Genomic DNA, 18,916 nt, shown 5'->3' with positions numbered 1-18,916 from the left:
AAGGGCTCCTAGTGGGCCACGGCGGCGGCGCCGTGCTCGTCGACGAGGGCACCGGTGGTGAACCGGTCGAGGGTGAAGGGTTCGGCGTACTCGTGCGGCTTGCCCCGCGCGATGGTCGCGGCGAAGACGTCGCCGACCCCGGGCGTGGCCTTGAAGCCGCCGGTGCCCCAGCCGCAGTTGAGGAACAGGTTCTCCACCGGGGTGAGCCCGACGATCGGCGACGCGTCCGGGCTGACGTCGACGATCCCGGCCCACGTCCGCAGCAGGTGCGCCCGCGCGAACACCGGGAACAGCTCGAGCGCGGCCGCCATCTGCTCCTCGATGATGTGGAACGAGCCGCGCTGGCCGTAGCCGTTGTAGCTGTCGATGCCCGCGCCCATCACGAGTTCGCCCTTGTGCGCCTGGGAAACGTAGACGTGCACGGCGTTCGACATGACGACCGTCGGGTGGATCGGCTCCAGCAGTTCGGAGACCAGCGCCTGCAACGGGTGCGACGTCAGCGGCAGGTCCAGGCCGACCATGCGGGCCAGCACCGACGTGTGCCCGGCCGCGCACAGCGCCACCTTCCCCGCGGCGATCCGGCCCCGCGTCGTCTCGACGCCGGTGACCCGGCCGTCCACTGTGGAGATCCCGGTGACCTCGCAGTTCTGGATCAGGTCCACGCCCATTTCGTGCGCGGCTCGGGCGAAACCCCAGGCCACGTAGTCGTGCTTGGCGATGCCCGCGCGGGGTTGGAAGGTCGCGCCGAGCACCGGGTAGCGCACGTCCGGCGCGGTGTTGACGATCGGGCAGAGCTCCTTGACGCCGTCGGCGTCCACCCACTCGGCGTCGATGCCGTTGAGCTTGTTGGCTTCGACGCGGCGGACGCTGTCGCGGACGTCCTGCAGGCTGTGCGCCAGGTTCAGCACCCCGCGCTGGCTGAACAGGATCGGGTAGCCGAGGTCCTCTTCGAGCCCTTCCCACAGCTTGAGGGAGTGCTCGTAGATGCCGGAGCTCTCGTCCCAGAGGTAGTTGGAGCGGATGATCGTGGTGTTGCGGGCCATGTTCCCGCCGGCGAGCCAGCCCTTCTCCAGGACGGCGATGTTCGTGATGCCGTGCACCTTGGCCAGGTAGTACGCGGTGGCGAGCCCGTGCCCGCCGCCGCCGACCACGACGACGTCGTAGGTCTTCTTCGGCTCGGGGTCGTCCCAGAGGAAGTCCGGGTGCTCCGGCAGGTCGGTCATCGGGTCTCCTCCGAGGGGTACAGCGGGAACGCTTCGGCGAGCGCGGTGACGCGGGCCCGCAGCCGTTCGGCGTCGCGGCCGGGTTCGAGCGCCTCGGCGATGACGTCGGCGGCCTCGCGGAACTCGGCGTCCCCGAACCCGCGGGTGGCCAGCGCCGGGGTGCCGATCCGCAGGCCGGAGGTGACCATCGGCGGCCGCGGGTCGAACGGGACGGCGTTGCGGTTCACCGTGATGCCGACCTCGTGCAGCCGGTCCTCGGCCTGCTTGCCGTCCAGCTCGGAGCCGCGCAGGTCGACGAGCACCAGGTGGACGTCGGTGCCGCCGGTCAGCACCGAGATCCCCGGCTCGGTCAGCAGCCGCCCGGCCAGGATCTTCGCGCCACGCAGGGTCCGCCGCTGGCGTTCGGCGAACTCCGGCTCGGCCGCCATCTTGAACGCGACGGCCTTGGCCGCGATGACGTGTTCGAGCGGGCCACCCTGCTGACCGGGGAAGACGGCGGAGTTGACCTTCTTGGCCAGGCCCGCGTCGTTCGTCAGGACCACGCCGCCGCGCGGGCCGCCGAGGGTCTTGTGCGTGGTCGTCGTCGTGACGTGCGCGTGGGGCACCGGCGAGGGGTGCAGGCCCGCCGCGACCAGGCCGGCGAAGTGCGCCATGTCGACCATCAGGTACGCGCCGACCTCGTCGGCGATCTCGCGGAAGCGGGCGAAGTCCAAGTGCCGGGGGTACGCGGACCAGCCGGCGATGATCAGCTTGGGCCGGTGCTCACGGGCCAGCCGCGCGACCTCGGCCAGGTCCACGCGGTAGTCCTTTTCGGACACTTCGTACGCGGCGACGTCGTAGAGCAGGCCGGAGAAGTTGATCCGCATGCCGTGCGTCAGGTGCCCGCCGTGGGCGAGCGAGAGGCCGAGGATCTTGTCGCCCGGCTTGAGCAGCGCGGCCATCGCGGCGGCGTTGGCCTGGGCACCCGAGTGCGGCTGGACGTTGGCGAAGCCCGCGCCGAACAGGGCCTTGACCCGGTCGATGGCCAGCGATTCGAGGACGTCGACGTGCTCGCAACCGCCGTAGTAGCGGCGGCCCGGGTAGCCCTCGGCGTACTTGTTCGTGAGCACCGAGCCCTGGGCCTGCAGCACGCTGAGCGGGGCGAAGTTCTCGGAAGCGATCATCTCGAGCGTCGTCCGCTGCCGGTGCAGTTCGGCACCGATCGCTTCGGCCACTGCCGGGTCGTAGTCGGCCAGGGACCGGTTGAGCGCTGAGCCGAGCGTCGCGGTCATGGCGAACCTTTCGTGGTCGACTTCTGATATATCAATCGTCGATGTAGGCTAAGCGGCGTGCACCCCCAGGTCAATCCCCCCTCACTGGCCGAACAGGCGTACCAGTTCGCCCGCGACCGGCTCGTCATGCTCGACATCCCGCCGGGCTCGCCCATCAACGAAGAGGAGCTCGGCACCGCGCTCGGCATGGGCCGCACGCCGATCCGCGAGGCGCTCAAACGCCTGGAGTCCGAGCGGCTGGTCGTCGCCTACCCGCGGCGCGGGACGTTCGCCACCGACGTCAACATCTCCGACCTCGCACACATCTCCGAGGTCCGGCGCACGCTGGAGCCGATGGCGACGGCCGCCGCGGCCGGGCGCGCGACCGCGGCCGACCGCGCGACCCTGACCGAGCTGCGCGCGCGGCTCGACGCCGGCGTCCCGGCCGGGGACAACGCGGAGCTGCTGCGCACCGACCTCGCCCTGCACCGGGCGATCTACCGGTGCGTGCACAACCCGTTCCTCGAAGACACCCTGATCCGGTACGACAACCTCGCGACCCGGATCTGGGGCGTGTTCGTACCCCGGCTGTCCGGGATGGCCGGCCACGTCGACGAGCACGTCCCGCTCCTCACCGCGATCATCGAGGGCGACGCCGAGAAGGCGGCCGCGCTGACGCTGGCGCACGTCACCGGGTTCGAGGCCGCCATCCGGGCACTGATCTAGCGGCTCAACCGCCCGCGGACCCAGTCGTGGAACTCGCCGATGTGGTGCTCGCTGGGCACGAGCACCCCGCCGTTGACGTAGGAGCGCGAGTCCATCGCGAGCTGGCAGCGTTCGCACGCCTCGAAGTCCTGCAGGTTGACGCGGTGGAAGAGCTCGACCGAGCGGGACAGGTCGCGGCCGGACTCGACGACGCCGGGCAGGTACAGCCAGTCGCACCGCACCAGCGTCCGGTCCGGGGCCAGCGGGAACATCCGGTGCAGGATCACGTGGTCCGGCACCAGGTTGACGAACACCTGCGGGCGGATGGTGATGGCGTAGTACTTGCGGTCCTGGTCCGCGGTGACACCGGGGAGGCGGTCGACGCCCTCGCTGCCGTCGATGGTGAAGCCCCGGACGTCACCGCCGAACTCGGCGCCGTGGCCGACGTAGTACTGCGCGGCGTAGCCGTCGGCGAACTCCGGGAGCACCTCGGTGAGCTCGGGGTGGATCGTCGCGCAGTGGTAGCACTCCATGAAGTTCTCGATGATCTGCTTCCAGTTCGCCTTCACGTCGTACTCGATGCGCTTGCCGAGGGCGAGCCCGTCGACGCCGTACGCCTCGATCGCCTCCGCGCCGCCGAGCCGTTCGGTGACCGCGGCGACGACGCTGCCGTCGAACGGCGGCGGCTCGTCGGCCAGGCAGACCCAGGCGTAGCCGAGCCACTCGCGCAGGTGGACCTTCGTGAGGCCGAACTCGGTGCGGTCGACGTCCGGCATCCCGGTGAGGTTGGGCGCGGCGACCAGTTTGCCGTCGAGCCCGTACGTCCAGGCGTGGTACGGGCACTGGAAGGCGCGCTTGACCGTCCCGCTTTCCGCCGTGCACAGCCGGGCGCCGCGGTGGCGGCAGACGTTGAGGAACGCGGTGAGCTTGCCGTCGCGGCCCCGTGAGACGAGCACGCTCTCCTTGCCGACCTGCACGGTCTCGAACGCCCCGGGCCCGGCGAGGTCGGCGCTGCGCACGGCGCAGAACCAGTCCGCCTCGAAGATCTTCGCCTGTTCCAGCGCGAAGATCGCCGGGTCGGTGTAGGCGGCACCCGGCAGCGTGGCGAGCAGGCTCGGCGGGAGATCGATTGCGGTCACCGGCGTGGTCCTCTCCGCGGATCAGTTCGGGAGTTGCGCAGAACGCGTCTTGTTGCCCAGTCCGGAACAGAGTGACTGCCACCACGCGCGGCTGTCAACCCTGTGGACAAGCCGCACTTTCACGTGAAAGTGCGGCTTATCCACAGGCGGCCGGGCCGTCGATCGCCCGCCGGAACAGTGTTTCGATCTCCGCGCGGCCCGGCCGGGGGTCGGCCAGGGCCGCCTGCATCAGGAGGCCGCAGAACAACCCCGCCAGGAGCCGGCCGGTGAGCGGGTCCGTGCGGCTGCCGAAGAACGCGATGAGCGCCTCGTCCCAGGCCGCGCTCGCCTTGCGCAGCGCCGGCCGGTGCAGGGCGGCGACGTACAGGTCGTACTCGACGACGGTGTCGCGGTACTGCTCGTTGATGTAGCCCATGACCAGGTCGGCGAGCGCCGCGGCGAAGTCGGCGTCCGGCGGGAGCGCCGACTCCCACTCCTTCAGCGCGTGGACGTTCTTCTCGGCCGCCTCGTGCAGGGCGACCTCCAGGAGGTCGTCCAGCGTCGCGAAGTGGTAGGTCGTCGAGCCGAGCGGGACACCGGCCGCCGCCGCGACCGAGCGGTGCGTGACCCCGTCGATCCCCCGCTGGGCGACGACCTCGATCGCCGCCTTGGCGATCCGGGCCCGCCGGTCCGGGTCGTTCGGACCGCGGCGCCTCGTCGCGCCGGGTTCGCTCTTCGCCATCGAGCCCCCTTGTGGACATCTGTACACGCTTCGCGTACAAATGTACGCACTCCAGGCACCCAGCAGCCACTACCGATCCGGGAAGGGCGGCATGACGGACCGTTACCTCGACGTACTCAACCCCGCGACCGGCGAGGTGATCGAGCAGGTCGCCGTAGCCGGGCGCGAGGAGGTCGACGCCGCCGTACAGGCCGCGCGGAGAGCCTTCGACGAGGGCCCGTGGCGGCGGACGACCGCCACCGAGCGTGGCGAACTGCTCCGCCGCGTGGCCGGCCTGCTGGCTCGCGACCGCGAGGAACTGGCCCGCACGGAGAGCCTCGACACCGGCAAGACGCTGGGCGAAGGCCGCATCGACATCGACGACGTGACGAACGTCTTCCGCTACTACGCCGACCTCGCGGACAAGGACGCCGGCCGGCTGGTCGACGCCGGCAGCGCGACCGTCGTCAGCCGGATCGTGCACGAGCCCGTCGGCGTCTGCGCGCTGATCGCGCCGTGGAACTACCCGCTGCTGCAGATGTCCTGGAAGGTCGCCCCCGCCCTCGCCGCGGGCAACACCGTGGTGCTCAAACCCAGCGAGGTCACGCCGCTGACCACGATCAAGCTGGTCGCCCTGCTCGACGAAGCCGGCGCGCCGCCCGGCGTCGTCAACCTGCTGCTCGGCCCGGGCCACGTCGGCGCGGCGATGGTCGAGCACCCCGCCGTCGACCTGGTCTCCTTCACCGGCGGCTACGCGACCGGCGAGAAGATCATGGCCGCCGCCGCGAAGGGCGTCCGCCGGGTCGCCCTCGAACTCGGCGGCAAGAACCCGAACGTGGTCTTCGCCGACGCCGACTACGACACCGCCCTGGACTACGCGCTGATGGCCGCGTTCGTCCATTCGGGACAGGTCTGCTCGGCGGGCGCGCGCCTGATCGTCCAAGAGGGAATCCATGACCGGTTCGTGGCGGACCTCGCCGCGCGCGCCGACAGGATCCGGGTCGGCAACGGCTTGGACCCGGAAACCGAGACGGGCCCGCTCGTCTCGGCGCAGCACCGCGCCAAGGTCGAGGGCTACCTCGAAAGCGCTGTCCGGGACGGCGCCCGGCTCCGGGCGGGCGGCAAGCGGCCCGAAGGACCGGAGTACGAAACCGGTTTCTTCCTGCGCCCCACCGTGTTTTCCGACTGCACCAGGGACATGGCGATCGTCCGGGAAGAGGTCTTCGGCCCGGTCGTCACCGTGGAACGCTTCGCCGAAGAGGCCGACGCGATCGCGCTGGCCAACGACACCGAGTACGGGCTCGCCGGAGCCGTGTGGACGTCCGACGCGTCCCGCGCCCAGCGCGTCGCCGGGGCCCTGCGCCACGGCACCGTGTGGATCAACGACTACCACCCCTACCTGCCGCAGGCGGAGTGGGGCGGGTTCGGGAAGTCCGGCATCGGCCGCGAGCTCGGGCCGTCCGGGCTCGCGGAGTACCAGGAGAGCAAGCACGTCTACCAGAACATCGATCCCGTTCCGCAGCACTGGTTCAAGGGATGACTCCCACCACGTGAGGACGCCACGATGACCACACAGGAAAAGCCGGACGCCGCCCCCGACGACAGCTCCGACCTCGAAAAGTTCGGTTACCGGCAGGAACTCGAACGCTCCCTCGGCTCCTTCTCCAGCTTCGCCGCCGGGTTCTCCTACATCTCGATCATGACCGGCGTTTTCCAACTGTTCTTCTTCGGCTTCGGCGCGGGCGGGCCGGCGTTCATCTGGACCTGGCCGCTGGTCTTCGTCGGCCAGCTCGCCGTCGCGCTCTGCTTCGCCGAACTCGCGGGCCAGTTCCCGCTCGCCGGCTCGGTGTACCAATGGGCGAAACAGATCGCGAAGCCCGCGACGTCGTGGCTGGCCGGCTGGATCATGATCATCGGCGCGATCGTCACGGCCGGCGCCGTCGCGGTCGCCTACCAGATCATCCTGCCGCAGGTGTCGACCGCGTTCCAGATCGTCGGCAGCGACTCCGACGCCGGGCTGACGTCGACACCGGGCGGCGCGCAGAACGCCATCATCCTGGCGCTGGTGCTGGTCGTGTTCGCCACGATCGTGAACGTCATCGGCGTCAAGCTGATGGCGAAGATCAACAACTTCGGCGTCGCGGTGGAGCTGTCCGCCGTCATCCTGCTGATCATCGCGCTGGCGATCCACATCAAGCGCGGCCCGCAGGTGGTCTTCGAGACGCACGCCACGGGTGACGGTCACTCACTCGGGTACCTCGGGGCGTTCCTGGTGGCGTCGCTGATGAGCGCGTACGTCTTCTACGGCTTCGACACGGCGGGCTCGCTCGCCGAAGAGACCACCCAGCCACGCAAGCACGCGCCGCGCGCGATCCTGCGGGCGATCACGGCGTCGTTCATCGTCGGCGGCCTGGTGATGCTGGTCGGCATGATGGCCGTGGGCGACATCAACGCCGAGGAGCTCAGCACGTCCGGCATGCCGTACCTGCTGAAGAGCACGCTCGGCACCGGGCTGGGCAACGCCTTCCTGATCTGCTCGGCGATCGCGATCACGGTGTGCTGCCTCGCCGTGCAGACCGCGGCGATCCGGATGGCGTGGGCGATGGCCCGCGACGGCCGGCTGCCGTTCAGCAAGGCGATGGCGAAGGTCTCGCCGCGATCGAAGACGCCGGTGCTGCCGGCGCTGCTCACCGGCGGCCTCACCGTCGTCGTGCTGCTGATCAACCTCGGCAACCAGCGGGCGTTCTTCATCCTGACCTCGACGGCGATCATCCTGTTCTACATCCCCTACCTGATGGTCACCGGCCCGATGCTGCTGCGCCGCCTGCGCGGGCAGTGGCCGCGTCCCGGGCACGGCCCGTACTTCAAGCTGGGCCGCTGGGGCACGCTGGTGAACCTGGTCGCGGTGCTCTACGGCGCCGGGATGACGGTGAACTTGATCTGGCCGCGCGCCGAGGTCTACGGCGACGACCACTGGTACTTCCAGTGGGGCGCGGTGATCGTCACCGGGCTGATCGTGGTCATCGGTGCGATCATGCTCTACGTCCGGCGCCGCACCTGGGGTTCGTCGCACACGAGCCCCGAGCACATGCCCGACAACGCCCCGGACACCCTGCCCGGCTAGGAGGACGCATGAGTTCCGATACCTACGACTTCGTCATCGTCGGCGGTGGCTCGGCGGGCTGCGCGCTGGCGAACCGGCTCTCGGCCGACCCGGCGAACAAGGTCCTCGTCCTGGAAGCGGGCCGGTCGGACTACAAGTGGGACGTCTTCATCCACATGCCGGCCGCGCTGACGTTCCCGATCGGGTCGAAGTTCTACGACTGGGGCTACCGCAGCGAGCCCGAGCCGCACATGAACCGCCGCCGCATCTACCACGCGCGCGGCAAGGTGCTCGGCGGGTCGTCCAGCATCAACGGGATGATCTTCCAGCGCGGCAACCCGATGGACTACGAGCGCTGGGGCGGCGACCCGGGGATGTCCACTTGGGACTACGCGCACTGCCTGCCCTACTTCAACCGCATGGAAAACTGCCTCGCGGACGCACCGGACGGGAAGTGGCGCGGCCACGACGGTCCGCTGGAACTGGAGCGCGGGCCGGCGTCGAACCCGTTGTTCCAGGCCTTCTTCGACGCCGCAGAGCAGGCGGGCTACCCGCGCACCGACGACGTCAACGGCTACCGGCAGGAGGGTTTCGCCGCGTTCGACCGCAACGTCCGGAAAGGACGGCGGCTGTCGGCGGCCGGCGCGTACCTGCACCCGGTGATGAACCGGCCCAACCTCACGGTGAAGACGCACGCGTTCGTGTCGCAGATCCTCTTCGACGGCACGCGCGCGATCGGCGTCGAGTACACCGAGGGCCGGAACGCGCAGGGCGAGGTGTACGGCAAGGAGATCATCCTCTGCGGCGGCGCGATCAACAGCCCGCAGCTGCTGCAGCTGTCCGGCGTCGGCAACGCGGCGGACCTGGAGAAGCTCGGCATCGACGTCGTGAAGGACCTGCCTGGGGTCGGCGAAAACCTGCAGGACCACCTGGAGGTGTACATCCAGTACGCCTGCAAGCAGCCGGTGTCGATGCAGCCGTCGCTGGCGAAGTGGAAGCGGCCCTACATCGGCGCGCAGTGGCTGTTCCTGCGCTCCGGGCCGGCCGCGACCAACCACTTCGAGGGCGGCGGGTTCGTCCGGTCCAACGACGAGGTGAAGTACCCGAACCTGATGTTCCACTTCCTGCCGGTGGCGATCCGCTACGACGGCTCGGCACCGACGGGCGGCCACGGCTACCAGGTGCACGTCGGCCCGATGTACGCCGACACCCGCGGTTCGGTGAAGATCACTTCGACCGACCCCCGGCAGCACCCGGCGATCAAGTTCAACTACCTGTCCACCGAAACCGACCGGCGCGAGTGGGTCGAGGCCGTGCGGGTGGCGCGGAAGATCCTCAACCAGTCCGCGCTGGACCCGTTCAACGACGGCGAAATCTCGCCCGGCCCGTCCGTGGAGACCGACGAGGAGATCCTCGACTGGGTCGCCCGCGACGCCGAGACCGCGCTCCACCCGTCGTGCACGGCCAAGATGGGCGTGGACGAGAAGTCCGTCGTCGACCCGCGGACGATGCGGGTGCACGGCACCGAGGGCCTGCGCGTGGTCGACGCGTCGGTCATGCCCTACATCACCAACGGCAACATCTACGCGCCGGTGATGATGACCGCCGAGAAGGCCGCCGACCTGATCCTCGGCAACACCCCGCTGGCCCCGGTCGAGCTGCCCTTCTACCGGCACGGCGAGAACTAGCCCGGACGTCGCAGCGCCCGTACCGCCATCCTCGGTACGGGCCTTCGACGTGCCCGGGTTATCCGTTAGCGGGTAACGAAAACTACCGGGGCGTACCCCCTTGACGGCGCCTGGCCGGGGATTCAGACTTTGTTGCGGATCACAGTCGATGTTCCCCTATGCGCAACAGTCTCGGAGGACCCATGATTCGCGCATGCACGGTGGACGAGCTGCCCCCCGGTGAGTCCGTCCGGATCGCCGGGGCTCCCGCCATCGCGGTGTTCCACACCGAAGCCGGGGAGCTGTACGCCATCGACGACACGTGCACCCACCAGGACGCCTCCCTGGCCGACGGCTGGCTCGAGGGCTGCTTCGTCGAATGCCCGCTGCACGCGGCGATGTTCGACCTGCGCACGGGCATGCCGACCTGCCTGCCGGCGAAGGTCCCGGTGCGCACCTACCCCGTCCTCGTCGACGACGGCGTCGTCTACGTCCAGGGCGTGGCCGGCGAGGACGCCGCGTGAAGCGGGTCGCCGTCGTCGGTGCCTCGCTCGCCGGGGTCCGCGCCGCGCAGGAGCTGCGCGCGCAGGGTTACGACGGCGGGATCGTGCTGATCGGTGAGGAGCCGCACCTGCCCTACGACCGGCCGCCGCTGTCCAAGGCGTTCCTGGCCGGGACCGCTTCGCCCGCTTCCCTGGAACTGCTCGACGCGGGCGACCTCGCGTCCCTGGCCCTGGACTTCCGGCTCGGCGTGCGGGCGACGGCGCTGGAGCCGTCGAACCGCCGGGTCCTGCTGTCGGACGGCGGCTCGGTGCACGCGGACGGCGTCGTCATCGCCACCGGTGGCCGGGCTCGCACGCTGCCGGGCTTCGAGGGCGCTTTCGTCTTGCGGACGCTCGACGACGCCGTCGCCCTGCGCGCGGCGCTGGTGCCCGGGGTTCGCGTGGTCGTCGTCGGGGCCGGGTTCATCGGCGCCGAGGTGGCTTCGACGTGCCGCTCCCTCGGTCTCGACGTCGTCGTCGTCGAAGCTCTGCCCGCTCCGCTGGCCCCGGTGCTGGGCCCGGAACTGGCGGCGGTGTGCGCGCGGCTGCACCGCGACCACGGCACGGACCTGCGCTGCGGCGTCGCGGTGGCGGGCATGTCCGAGGCGGGCGTCCACCTGGCCGACGGTTCGCTGATCCCGGCCGACGTGGTCGTCACCGGCGTCGGCATGGCCCCGGCGACGGACTGGCTGGCGGGCTCGGGGTTGCCGGTCGGCAACGGCGTCCACACGGACGCGGGGCTGGCGACGTCGCTGCCGGCCGTGGTCGCGGTCGGCGACGTCGCCCGCTACCACGCCGACGGCGTCGGACGGCGGCACGAGCACTGGACGAACGCGTCGGAGCAGGCCCCGGTCGCGGTGGCCAACCTGCTGGCCGGGCGGACCACGCGGACGTACGAGCCGAGCGGCTACGTCTGGTCGGACCAGTACTCGGGGACGCTGCAGCTGGCCGGGCAGCCGCGCCCGGACGACACGCTCTCGTTCGTCGACGGCGACCCGTCGTCCTCGTCGTTCGTGGCGACGTTCCAGCGCGACGGCGCGACGGTCGGGGTGTTCGCGCTGAACAACGCGAAGCTGTTCAACCGCCTGCGCCGCCAAGCCCTCCGGCGCCCGGCGACCGTCTGAAAGTCTCAACCGGCGTTTCAAAGATACGCTTCAGCCACATGGAGCTGACCCTCGACGAACTCCGCGCGCTGACGGGCTGGGCCGCGGCCTGCGCCGCGCGGGTCCTGCCGCTGTACGAGGCCCGCGTCCCCGGCGACGACCGCCCCCGCGCGGCGATCGACGCGGCGCGGGCGTTCGCCGCCGGAGCCGCCCGCACGAAACTGCTGCGCACGACGGCCTGGGCCGCACTGGCGGCGGCGGGCGAGACCACCGATCCGGTCGCGTCTTCCGCCGCCCGGGCCGCGGTGGCCGCGGCCGGAGCGGCGTACCTGCACCCGCTGGAGTCACCGCACCAGGTGAAGCACATCGTCGGCCCGGCTCAGCAGGCCGCGTCGGCCCGCGAGCTGGCGGGCGGCGACGCGGAGGCGGAGCTCCGCTGGGCCCTCGCCCAGGCCCCGCCGGAGGTCCCCGAACTGCTGCGCCGCTTCCCACCCGGCAAGCCGGGCCGCACCCGCCTCGGCGAACTGCACCGGCAGCTGGAGACCGCCCTGCGCGTCACCGGGAGCTGATCTGCCTGACGGGCGCCTTCTTGTCGCGGAGCATGCCCCGGACCGCGCGGACGACGGGGTCGATGCCCGTCCCCGCCAGCCGGGCCTGGTGGTCGGGGTGGCGGCCGTCGGAGATGCCGACGACGATCGCACTCCGGTCCCCGCTCGAGACGACCAGCTGGAACTCGTGCAGCAGCGTCCGCTCGAACCGGTGGTCGCCGTCGTCGGCGTCCGCGATCTGCGCGGTGACGCGGGTGCCCTCGCGGATCGCCGTCGAGACGGCCACCACGTCGGCGTAGTGGTACTCGTGGGTCTCTTCCTGGAACAGGCCGGCCACCCGCAGGTCGATCACGCACCGGTAGAGCCCCAGGTGGTAGTCGGTCGGGCAGATGACCAGGACGGCGTACTGCGAGAACCGCCAGACGCCGTCCCGGCCGACCACGGCCCCGGACGTCGGGACCGGACCGGTGACGACCAGCGGCTCGCGCGGGGCCTCCTCGCGCAGGGGCTGGGCCAGCGGGTCCCAGTCCGCGGGCTCGAGTTCGAGGTCCTCGGCGGTCAGGTCGAGCCGGTCCAGCGCGCGGAGCCGGACCTTGGCCAGCTCGTGGTCGCGGATCTTGTCGATGATGGCGTCCCGCGGCTTGGGCAGGGCGGCCTCGCGGGCGTCGCGGTAGGCCTCGAACAGCGGGAAGCCGCGCACCACGGCGGCTCCGCCGCCGATGACGAACGGGATCCCGGCCGGCCAGGAACCCGTCATCGAGAGGGCGACGCCGACCAGGAGCAGGGCGGCCCCGCCGAGCAGGAACCCCCAGACGCGTTGGCGTTCCCGCTCGCCCGGCACCGGCGCGAAGTAGCGGTCGACGACTTCCCGGCGGTCTTCGCCGTAGCCGGAGCCCGTCATGCCCGCTCCCCCATTCCCCGGCTCTCGGCCAGGAATCGCCACACCCGGTTCTCCGTCGCGGTGACGTGGTCGAGGATCGTGCGGACGGCTTCGGGATCGGCCGCGGCGACGAGCTCGGCCAGCAGGCCGGAAACGGGTCCGCCACGCTCCCAGCACCGCCCCCGGTCCTCGTCGGTCAGCAGCAGGAGGAGCCGGGCGTGCGGGAGGTGCGCGACGCGCCGGAGCCGGTCGCGCACCTCGGCCAGCTCCCGGCTCGACCTGACCCGGTGCGGCCGGTTGCCGCGCAGCAGCGCCAGCGCGAGGAAGAAGTCCAGCTCGGGATCCGCCGGCGCCGCCCGGGTGAGGTCCGCGACGGCGGCCTCGTAGTCCTTGCGCCGCAACGCCCACAGCCCGTCGGCCCGGAAGTCCCGCTCGGGTTCCGCGTGGTGGTGGACGTCGCCGATGTGCAGGTCGCCGACCGTGCCGGCTTGGACGACCGTGCCGTGCACGACGCCGCGCACGGTGTTCCGCGTCTGGTACCCGGGCTGTTCCATGGCCCTGTAGTCGCCGGTGCCCGCCCCGGTGTTCCGCACCGGAGCAGAACCAGCCGAACGGACGAACGGGGCTAGAGCGCGAGGGCGTCCAGATCGGACTCCAGGCGGGCGCGCCAGGTCCACCGGCGCTCGGTCGTGTCCGCGGCCTCCGAAGCCGGCGGGCCCAGCGGCAGCGCCTGGTCCTTGATCTTGAACGTCACCCGGTACGCCAGCACCGAAGCCGCCGTGCGGAGCCACGTGTCGCCGGAAGTTCCGGTCGGCGGAGCCACCCCCAGCGCGTGGCCGAACCACGTCGGCAGCAGCGCGTTCGAGCCCAGCGCGTCGGTGATGCGGGTGCGCAGGCGGACCTGCAGGTCGTGCCACGCGCGTTCGGCGCGCTCCAGCTGCGGCAGCACCCGCGCGTCGACCGCGTCCGCCTCGCGCAGGGCCAGCCGGGCCTGGTCCGCCGCGGCCTCCGCCGCCGGGATCTCCTCGTCCAGCAGCGTGCGGCGCCGGGTCGTCAGGGCGCGCAGCCGGGACTCCGCGTCGCCGCGGCCACGGGTGCCGCGGTCGGTGGCCGCCAGGACGCCGATGACGTCCAGCAGGTCGGCGTCGCACCGGGACAACGCCGCCCGCACCGAAGGCAGCCGCGCGATCTCGTCGGAGTACCGCGCGCGCTGCTCCTTCGTGACGAGCTCCTTGTGCAGGTCGTCCCACCGCGCCGCCTCGGCCGCGAGCGCGCGCGTCTCCGCGCCGACGTCGTCGAGGTCGGCCTGCGGGACGCCGTCGGACACGCGGACCGCGCGCTCCAGCGCGTGCACCTGCTGCTGCAGCCGTTCCAGCCGGCGGCCGAGCAGGTCGATCCGGTCCTGCTGGCGGTGGGTGTCGCCGCGGTCGAGCTTCTCGGTCAGGTCGGCGACGTCCTGGCGCACCCGGTCGTCGGTCTCCTCGACGGCCGCGCGCAGCCCGTCGACGGCCGCGAACAGCTCGTCGAGGTCGCGCCGCGTCGTGTCGACGGGCTCGGCGTACTCCTGCTCGAAGTCGGGGTCGTCGCCGTAGGTCGCGTAGCCGTGGCTCACGGGATCCGGCTTTCCCGCCACAGCAGCCCGGCCGTGGCCGCGACCCCCAGCGCCGCCAGGATCGTGCAGGCCACCGACGGCGGCCACGGGATCAGCGCGCCCGCCAGCAGCCCGGCCGTCACGCTGCCCGCCCACGCCGCCCGCGTCCGTTCGCGGATGACGTCGCCGACCCGGCGGACCGGCGCGAAGCCGATCCACAGGCCCGCGGCGAACAGCGGGACCAGCGCGAGCAGCCACACCGGCGAGAGCACCTCGAACAACACGAGCGCCCCGGCGACCAGCGGCACCAGCACCGGCGCGGCGGCGAACCACACGACCGCGCGCTGCGTCGCCGCGTGCCGGGCCTCGAGTTCGGCGTTGGCGAGCCGGTGCCCGGCCTCGTCGAACGCGACCTCGGCGTCGAGCAGCCGGTGGGCGCTCGCGACGAGCCCGTCCATCGCTTCGACGTCGCCGGGCGGGGTCGCCAGCCCGTCGCGCAGGTCCTGCTTGAGCCGGGTCACCCGGCCTTCCGCCAGGTCGCGGTCGTGCTGGGCTGGAGTCGTCACGCGGACACCATAAGTGCCAGATCCGTCACCACCGGCCAACGCCGCCGGTGCGTCTACAAATCACCGAGGGCGGTGACGGGTGACTCCACGCAGTCGGCGACGAACCGCAGGAACCCGCCCGCCGTGCCGCCGTCGCAGACGCGGTGGTCGAAGGCCAGCGTCAGCTCGCAGACCTTCCGCACCGCCAGCCCGCCGTCGACCACCCACGGCCGGTCGATGATCCGGCCGATGCCGAGGATCGCGGCCTCGGGGTGGTTGATGATCGCGGCCGAGCCGTCGACGCCGAAGACGCCGTAGTTGTTGACGGTGAACGTGCCGCCGGTCAGGTCCGCGGGGGCCAGCTTGCCGTCCCGCGCGGTGCGGGCGCGGTCGCCGATCGCCGCCGAAAGGTCGCGGGTGGACAACGCCCCGGCGTCGCGCACCACCGGCACGACGAGCCCGCGGTCGGTCTGCGCGGCGAACCCGAGGTGGATCTCGTCCAGCACGACGATCTCGTCGCCCTCGACGCGCGAGTTCAGCTCCGGGTACTTGCGCAGCCCGGCGACGGCGAACCGCGCGATCAGCCCGAGCAGGCTCACCGGCCGGTCCGTCCCGGCGTTGAGGGCCGCCCGCGCGGCGACCAGCCCGGTCGCGTCGACGTCGACCCAGACCGTGGCCTCGGGGATCTCGCGCCGGGACGTCGTCAGCTTGTCGGCGACGGCCTTGCGCACGCCGGTCAGCGGGATCCGCTTCCCCTTCGCGACGGGCTTCTTCAGCGCCGCCTCGACGTCCGCGCGGCGGATGATGCCGTCCACGCCGGAGGCGGTGACCTTCGCGAGGTCGAGCCCGTTGTCGGCGGCCAGCTTCCGGACGAACGGCGAGATCACGCCGGGCGCCTTGGCCTTCGGGGCGGGTGCTTCGGGACGCCGTACGCGCTTGCGCCGCGTCGACGGCGCGGTGCCGTAGCCGATGAGGACGTTGCCGCTGCCGGCGGAGGTCGTGACGCCGGGCTCGGCGAACCCGCCGACGCTCAGCAGCGGCGCGCCGACCGGCAGCAGCTGCCCCGGTGTGCCGTGCAGCGCGGACACCACGCCGGCGAACGGCACCGGCACCTCGACCGCGGCCTTCGCCGTCTCGACCTCGACGACGATCTGGTCGACCTTCACCGTGTCGCCCACGTTGACGTGCCAGGTGAGGATGGCCGCCTCGGTCAGGCCTTCACCGAGGTCCGGCAGCAGGAAGTCAGGCACCGGCCACCACCGGGGTGTCGGCCCACTGCAGGCGCGCGATCGTGTCGAGGATCCGGTCGACGTCGGGCAGCATGTGCCGCTCGAGCTTCGGCGCGGGGTAAGGGATGTCGAGCCCGGTCACGCGCAGCACCGGCGCGTGCAGCTGGTGGAAGCACTGCTCCGTGACGCGAGCGACGACCTCGGCGCCGTAACCGCCGAAGCCCGCGGCCTCGTGCACGACCACGGCGCGGCCGGTGCGGCGCACCGACGCCGTCACGGTCTCGTCGTCGAACGGCGAGAGCGAGCGCAGGTCGACGACCTCGACGTCCCAGCCTTCGTCCTTCGCGGCCTCGGCGGTTTCCAGCGCGGTCGCGACCATCGGGCCGTACGCGATGAGCGTGACGTCCTTGCCGGGGCGGCGCACGACGGCCTTGTCCATGGGCGGGCTCTTCCGGGCGAACGAAACCTCTTCGCCGGACCAGTAGCGTGCCTTGGGTTCGAGGAAGACGACCGGGTCCGGCGACTCGATGGCGTCGCGGAGCAGGTCGTAGGCGTCCTGCGCGGTGCCCGGCGTGACGACGCGCAGGCCCGGCGTGTGCGTGTAGTAGGCCTCGCTGGAGTCGCAGTGGTGCTCGACGCCGCCGATGCCGCCGGCGTAGGGGATCCGGATGACCATCGGCAGCGAGAGCGCGCCGCGGGTGCGGTTGCGCAGCTTCGCCACGTGCGACGTGATCTGCTCGAAGGCGGGGTAGGCGAAGGCGTCGAACTGCATCTCGACGACCGGGCGGAACCCGCCCATGGCCATCCCGACGGCGAACCCGACGATCCCGGATTCGGCGAGCGGCGTGTCGAAGCAGCGGTTCTCGCCGAAGTCGGCGGTGATCCCGTCGGTGACCCGGAAGACCCCGCCGAGCGCGCCGACGTCCTCGCCGAACACGAGCACCCGGTCGTCGTCCTTGAGCGCGTCCCGCAGGGCGGCGTTGAGCGCCTGCGCCATCGTGGTCGTCATCAGGCCTCCAGCTCGGCTTCGAGCGCCGCCCGCTGGGCCGCCAGCTGGCGGGTCGGTTCGGCGTAGACGTGGTCGAACAGCGACAGCGGGTCGAGCTCGGGCTCGGCGTTCAGGGTGTCGCGGACGGTCTGGGCGAACTCTTCGGCTTCGGCGTGGCAGAGCTCGATTTCGTTCTCGCTCAGGGCGTTCCGGCCCTTGAGGTACGTCTCGAGGCGCCGCAGCGGGTCCGCTTCACGCCACTTCTCGACTTCGCCGGCTTCGCGGTAGCGGGTGGCGTCGTCGGCGTTGGTGTGGGCGTCGATGCGGTAGGTGTGCGCCTCGACGAGCACCGGGCCCTTGCCTTCGCGGGCGTGCTTCACGGCGTCGTCGAGGACGGCGAGGACCGCGACGGCGTCGTTGCCGTCGACCTGCTCCGCGCGCATGCCGTAGCCGATGCCCTTGTACGCCAACGCTTCCGCGGCGCTCTGCTTCTCGAAGGGGACGGAGATGGCGTAGCGGTTGTTCTGCACGAAGAACACCGCGGGCGCCTTGAAGACGGCGGCGAAGTTGAGCGCCTCGTGGAAATCGCCCTCGCTGGTGGCGCCGTCCCCGATGAGCGCGAGCGCGACGGCGTCCTCGCCGCGGCGCTGCATCGCGTGCGCGAGCCCGGCGGCGTGCAGGGTCTGCGTGGCGAGCGGAGTGCACTGCGGCGCTACGCGCGTCTCGGCCGGGTCGTAGCCGCAATGCGCGTCGCCGCGAAGCAGCGTCAGGACTTCGCCGGGCGGGAGGCCGCGCGCGATGAGGGCGACCGAGTCCCGGTAGGTGGGGAAGAGCCAGTCCTGCTCGCTCAGCGTGAGCGCGGCGGCGACCTGGCAGGCTTCCTGGCCGGCGCTGGAGGGGTAGACGGCGAGCCGGCCCTGCTTGGTGAGCGCGGTGGCCTGGACGTCGAACCGGCGCCCCAGGACCATCAGCCGGTAGGCCGCTTTCAGCCGGTCTTCGGCGGGCTCGGCGTACCCCTCGTGCAGCTCGACGCGGCTCCCGTCCTCGGCCAGGAACCGCACCGGGGTCGCGGACGGCAACAAGGTCTTCACGGACACCACCTCTCGCAGACATATGATGCTGAAATGGTGGTTCTCGGCGGTGTTGTGTTCAAGGGTTCGGCGAAATGAGCGACAAACAGTCTTCATCGAGGTCTTCAGTCGACCAAACGTCCACCGGTGGCCTGGCTCACGGCGGCCTACCGGGACGAACGGCCCCGGCGTTGGACGACGTCGACCGCGCGATGCTGGCGGAGCTGTCGGCCGACGGCCGGCTGGCGGTGCGGGCGCTGGCGGAGAAGCTGCACATTTCGCGCACGAACGCTTACGCACGGTTGGAAAGACTGATGGCGGAGGGGGTGATCACGGGCTTCGGCGCCCGGATCGACCCGCGCCGGGCGGGGCTGGGGACGTCGGCGTACATCATGGTGACGGTCGAGCAGACGTCGTGGCGGACGATGGCGACGGATCTGCACGAGATCCCGTACGTGGACCACGTGGCGCTGGTGGGCGGGGACTTCGACATCCTGTTGCTGGTGCGGACGCCGGACAACCAGACGCTGCGGGACGTGGTGCTGGAGCGGCTGCAGGCACTGGAGGGGGTGCGCTCGACGCGGACCTGGCTGATCTTCGAGGAACTCCCCGGGTCGGTGCTGAGCTGACCTG

General features: G+C 71.5%; 19 protein-coding genes. 8 read left to right on the top strand and 11 right to left on the bottom strand.

Translation table 11 applies throughout. The features are described 5' to 3' along the window. Positions 1-8: 8 nt before the first annotated feature. The gene (locus AB0B33_RS02880) at positions 9-1,223 is read right to left on the bottom strand and encodes a sarcosine oxidase subunit beta family protein (RefSeq protein WP_360766018.1); all 1,215 of its coding nucleotides are present in this window, start codon (positions 1,221-1,223) and stop codon (positions 9-11) included. Continuing rightward, entirely contained in the window at positions 1,220-2,494 is a 1,275-nt protein-coding gene (gene glyA, locus AB0B33_RS02875; protein ID WP_360766016.1) for a serine hydroxymethyltransferase, read from the bottom strand. Before glyA ends, AB0B33_RS02880 begins: the two co-directional genes overlap by 4 nt. A gap of 57 nt (positions 2,495-2,551) precedes the next feature. Between glyA and AB0B33_RS02870 the strand changes: the two genes are divergently transcribed. Continuing rightward, entirely contained in the window at positions 2,552-3,199 is a 648-nt protein-coding gene (locus AB0B33_RS02870; protein WP_247019537.1) for a GntR family transcriptional regulator, read from the top strand. Here AB0B33_RS02870 and AB0B33_RS02865 read toward each other — a convergent pair. Together AB0B33_RS02865 and AB0B33_RS02860 are read right to left on the bottom strand one after the other, a co-directional pair. Further along, a complete protein-coding gene (locus AB0B33_RS02865; RefSeq protein WP_360766013.1) occupies positions 3,196-4,317 on the bottom strand; it encodes an aromatic ring-hydroxylating dioxygenase subunit alpha in 1,122 nt (373 codons plus the stop codon). The two genes, AB0B33_RS02870 and AB0B33_RS02865, sit on opposite strands and share 4 nt — an antisense overlap. A gap of 136 nt (positions 4,318-4,453) precedes the next feature. After that, positions 4,454-5,038: a TetR family transcriptional regulator gene (locus AB0B33_RS02860; protein ID WP_360766010.1), complete on the bottom strand. Its 585-nt coding sequence runs from the start codon at positions 5,036-5,038 to the stop codon at positions 4,454-4,456. A gap of 91 nt (positions 5,039-5,129) precedes the next feature. On the opposite strand from AB0B33_RS02860, the gene AB0B33_RS02855 reads away from it, so the two are divergent. The 6 genes from AB0B33_RS02855 (at position 5,130) to AB0B33_RS02830 (ending at position 12,001) form a co-directional block, all read left to right on the top strand. Further along, complete coding sequence (locus AB0B33_RS02855; RefSeq protein WP_360766007.1) at positions 5,130-6,557, top strand: aldehyde dehydrogenase family protein; 1,428 nt, start codon at positions 5,130-5,132, stop codon at positions 6,555-6,557. 24 nt (positions 6,558-6,581) lie between these two features. After that, entirely contained in the window at positions 6,582-8,141 is a 1,560-nt protein-coding gene (locus tag AB0B33_RS02850) for an amino acid permease (RefSeq protein ID WP_360766004.1), read from the top strand. An 8-nt stretch (positions 8,142-8,149) separates the two neighbouring features. Further along, the gene (gene betA / locus AB0B33_RS02845) at positions 8,150-9,808 is read left to right on the top strand and encodes a choline dehydrogenase (RefSeq protein ID WP_360766001.1); all 1,659 of its coding nucleotides are present in this window, start codon (positions 8,150-8,152) and stop codon (positions 9,806-9,808) included. A gap of 182 nt (positions 9,809-9,990) precedes the next feature. Continuing rightward, positions 9,991-10,311: a bifunctional 3-phenylpropionate/cinnamic acid dioxygenase ferredoxin subunit gene (locus AB0B33_RS02840; protein ID WP_247019531.1), complete on the top strand. Its 321-nt coding sequence runs from the start codon at positions 9,991-9,993 to the stop codon at positions 10,309-10,311. Further along, positions 10,308-11,453 carry an FAD-dependent oxidoreductase gene (locus AB0B33_RS02835; protein WP_360765998.1) on the top strand — a complete coding sequence of 382 codons (1,146 nt, stop codon included), beginning with the start codon at positions 10,308-10,310 and terminating at the stop codon, positions 11,451-11,453. The genes AB0B33_RS02840 and AB0B33_RS02835 overlap by 4 nt, the downstream gene beginning before the upstream one ends. Positions 11,454-11,491: 38 nt before the next feature. After that, on the top strand, positions 11,492-12,001 hold the full coding sequence (locus AB0B33_RS02830) for a putative immunity protein (protein WP_360765995.1): 510 nt from the start codon (positions 11,492-11,494) through the stop codon (positions 11,999-12,001). Here the strand turns inward: AB0B33_RS02830 and AB0B33_RS02825 are convergent. From AB0B33_RS02825 to pdhA, 7 genes are all read right to left on the bottom strand, one after another. Further along, the gene (locus AB0B33_RS02825; RefSeq protein ID WP_360765992.1) at positions 11,988-12,881 is read right to left on the bottom strand and encodes a hypothetical protein; all 894 of its coding nucleotides are present in this window, start codon (positions 12,879-12,881) and stop codon (positions 11,988-11,990) included. The two genes, AB0B33_RS02830 and AB0B33_RS02825, sit on opposite strands and share 14 nt — an antisense overlap. Continuing rightward, positions 12,878-13,414: a hypothetical protein gene (locus AB0B33_RS02820; protein ID WP_360765989.1), complete on the bottom strand. Its 537-nt coding sequence runs from the start codon at positions 13,412-13,414 to the stop codon at positions 12,878-12,880. The genes AB0B33_RS02825 and AB0B33_RS02820 overlap by 4 nt, the downstream gene beginning before the upstream one ends. 71 nt (positions 13,415-13,485) lie before the next feature. Further along, positions 13,486-14,472, bottom strand: a complete 987-nt coding sequence (locus AB0B33_RS02815; protein WP_360765986.1) for a hypothetical protein — start codon at positions 14,470-14,472, stop codon at positions 13,486-13,488. After that, complete coding sequence (locus tag AB0B33_RS02810) at positions 14,469-15,017, bottom strand: hypothetical protein (RefSeq protein ID WP_360765984.1); 549 nt, start codon at positions 15,015-15,017, stop codon at positions 14,469-14,471. Before AB0B33_RS02810 ends, AB0B33_RS02815 begins: the two co-directional genes overlap by 4 nt. 53 nt (positions 15,018-15,070) lie before the next feature. Beyond that, positions 15,071-16,246 (bottom strand): dihydrolipoamide acetyltransferase family protein, encoded by a 1,176-nt coding sequence (locus AB0B33_RS02805; protein WP_360765981.1) that lies wholly within the window; start codon positions 16,244-16,246, stop codon positions 15,071-15,073. Then, positions 16,239-17,234, bottom strand: a complete 996-nt coding sequence (locus AB0B33_RS02800) for an alpha-ketoacid dehydrogenase subunit beta (protein ID WP_360765978.1) — start codon at positions 17,232-17,234, stop codon at positions 16,239-16,241. The genes AB0B33_RS02805 and AB0B33_RS02800 overlap by 8 nt, the downstream gene beginning before the upstream one ends. Next, the gene (pdhA, locus tag AB0B33_RS02795) at positions 17,234-18,310 is read right to left on the bottom strand and encodes a pyruvate dehydrogenase (acetyl-transferring) E1 component subunit alpha (RefSeq protein WP_360765976.1); all 1,077 of its coding nucleotides are present in this window, start codon (positions 18,308-18,310) and stop codon (positions 17,234-17,236) included. Before pdhA ends, AB0B33_RS02800 begins: the two co-directional genes overlap by 1 nt. Positions 18,311-18,435: 125 nt before the next feature. On the opposite strand from pdhA, the gene AB0B33_RS02790 reads away from it, so the two are divergent. After that, a complete protein-coding gene (locus tag AB0B33_RS02790) occupies positions 18,436-18,912 on the top strand; it encodes an Lrp/AsnC family transcriptional regulator (protein WP_315863311.1) in 477 nt (158 codons plus the stop codon). Positions 18,913-18,916: the final 4 nt, after the last annotated feature.

The organism is Amycolatopsis sp. NPDC049159 (assembly GCF_040648295.1).
In the GTDB taxonomy this organism is placed as follows: domain Bacteria; phylum Actinomycetota; class Actinomycetes; order Mycobacteriales; family Pseudonocardiaceae; genus Amycolatopsis; species Amycolatopsis pretoriensis_A.
The sequence above is the reverse complement of the archived record's forward strand: the minus strand, read 5'-3'. Positions and strand labels throughout refer to the sequence as shown.

What these genes read in the sequence shown, in the direction of transcription:
- AB0B33_RS02880 (WP_360766018.1), bottom strand. Translation starts at nt 1,223, where the DNA reads ATGACCGACCTGCCGGAGCACCCGGACTTCCTCTGGGACGACCCCGAG.
- glyA (WP_360766016.1), bottom strand. Translation starts at nt 2,494, where the DNA reads ATGACCGCGACGCTCGGCTCAGCGCTCAACCGGTCCCTGGCCGACTAC.
- AB0B33_RS02860 (WP_360766010.1), bottom strand. Translation starts at nt 5,038, where the DNA reads ATGGCGAAGAGCGAACCCGGCGCGACGAGGCGCCGCGGTCCGAACGAC.
- AB0B33_RS02855 (WP_360766007.1), top strand. Translation starts at nt 5,130, where the DNA reads ATGACGGACCGTTACCTCGACGTACTCAACCCCGCGACCGGCGAGGTG.
- AB0B33_RS02850 (WP_360766004.1), top strand. Translation starts at nt 6,582, where the DNA reads ATGACCACACAGGAAAAGCCGGACGCCGCCCCCGACGACAGCTCCGAC.
- betA (WP_360766001.1), top strand. Translation starts at nt 8,150, where the DNA reads ATGAGTTCCGATACCTACGACTTCGTCATCGTCGGCGGTGGCTCGGCG.
- AB0B33_RS02840 (WP_247019531.1), top strand. Translation starts at nt 9,991, where the DNA reads ATGATTCGCGCATGCACGGTGGACGAGCTGCCCCCCGGTGAGTCCGTC.
- AB0B33_RS02830 (WP_360765995.1), top strand. Translation starts at nt 11,492, where the DNA reads ATGGAGCTGACCCTCGACGAACTCCGCGCGCTGACGGGCTGGGCCGCG.
- AB0B33_RS02825 (WP_360765992.1), bottom strand. Translation starts at nt 12,881, where the DNA reads ATGACGGGCTCCGGCTACGGCGAAGACCGCCGGGAAGTCGTCGACCGC.
- AB0B33_RS02820 (WP_360765989.1), bottom strand. Translation starts at nt 13,414, where the DNA reads ATGGAACAGCCCGGGTACCAGACGCGGAACACCGTGCGCGGCGTCGTG.
- AB0B33_RS02800 (WP_360765978.1), bottom strand. Translation starts at nt 17,234, where the DNA reads ATGACGACCACGATGGCGCAGGCGCTCAACGCCGCCCTGCGGGACGCG.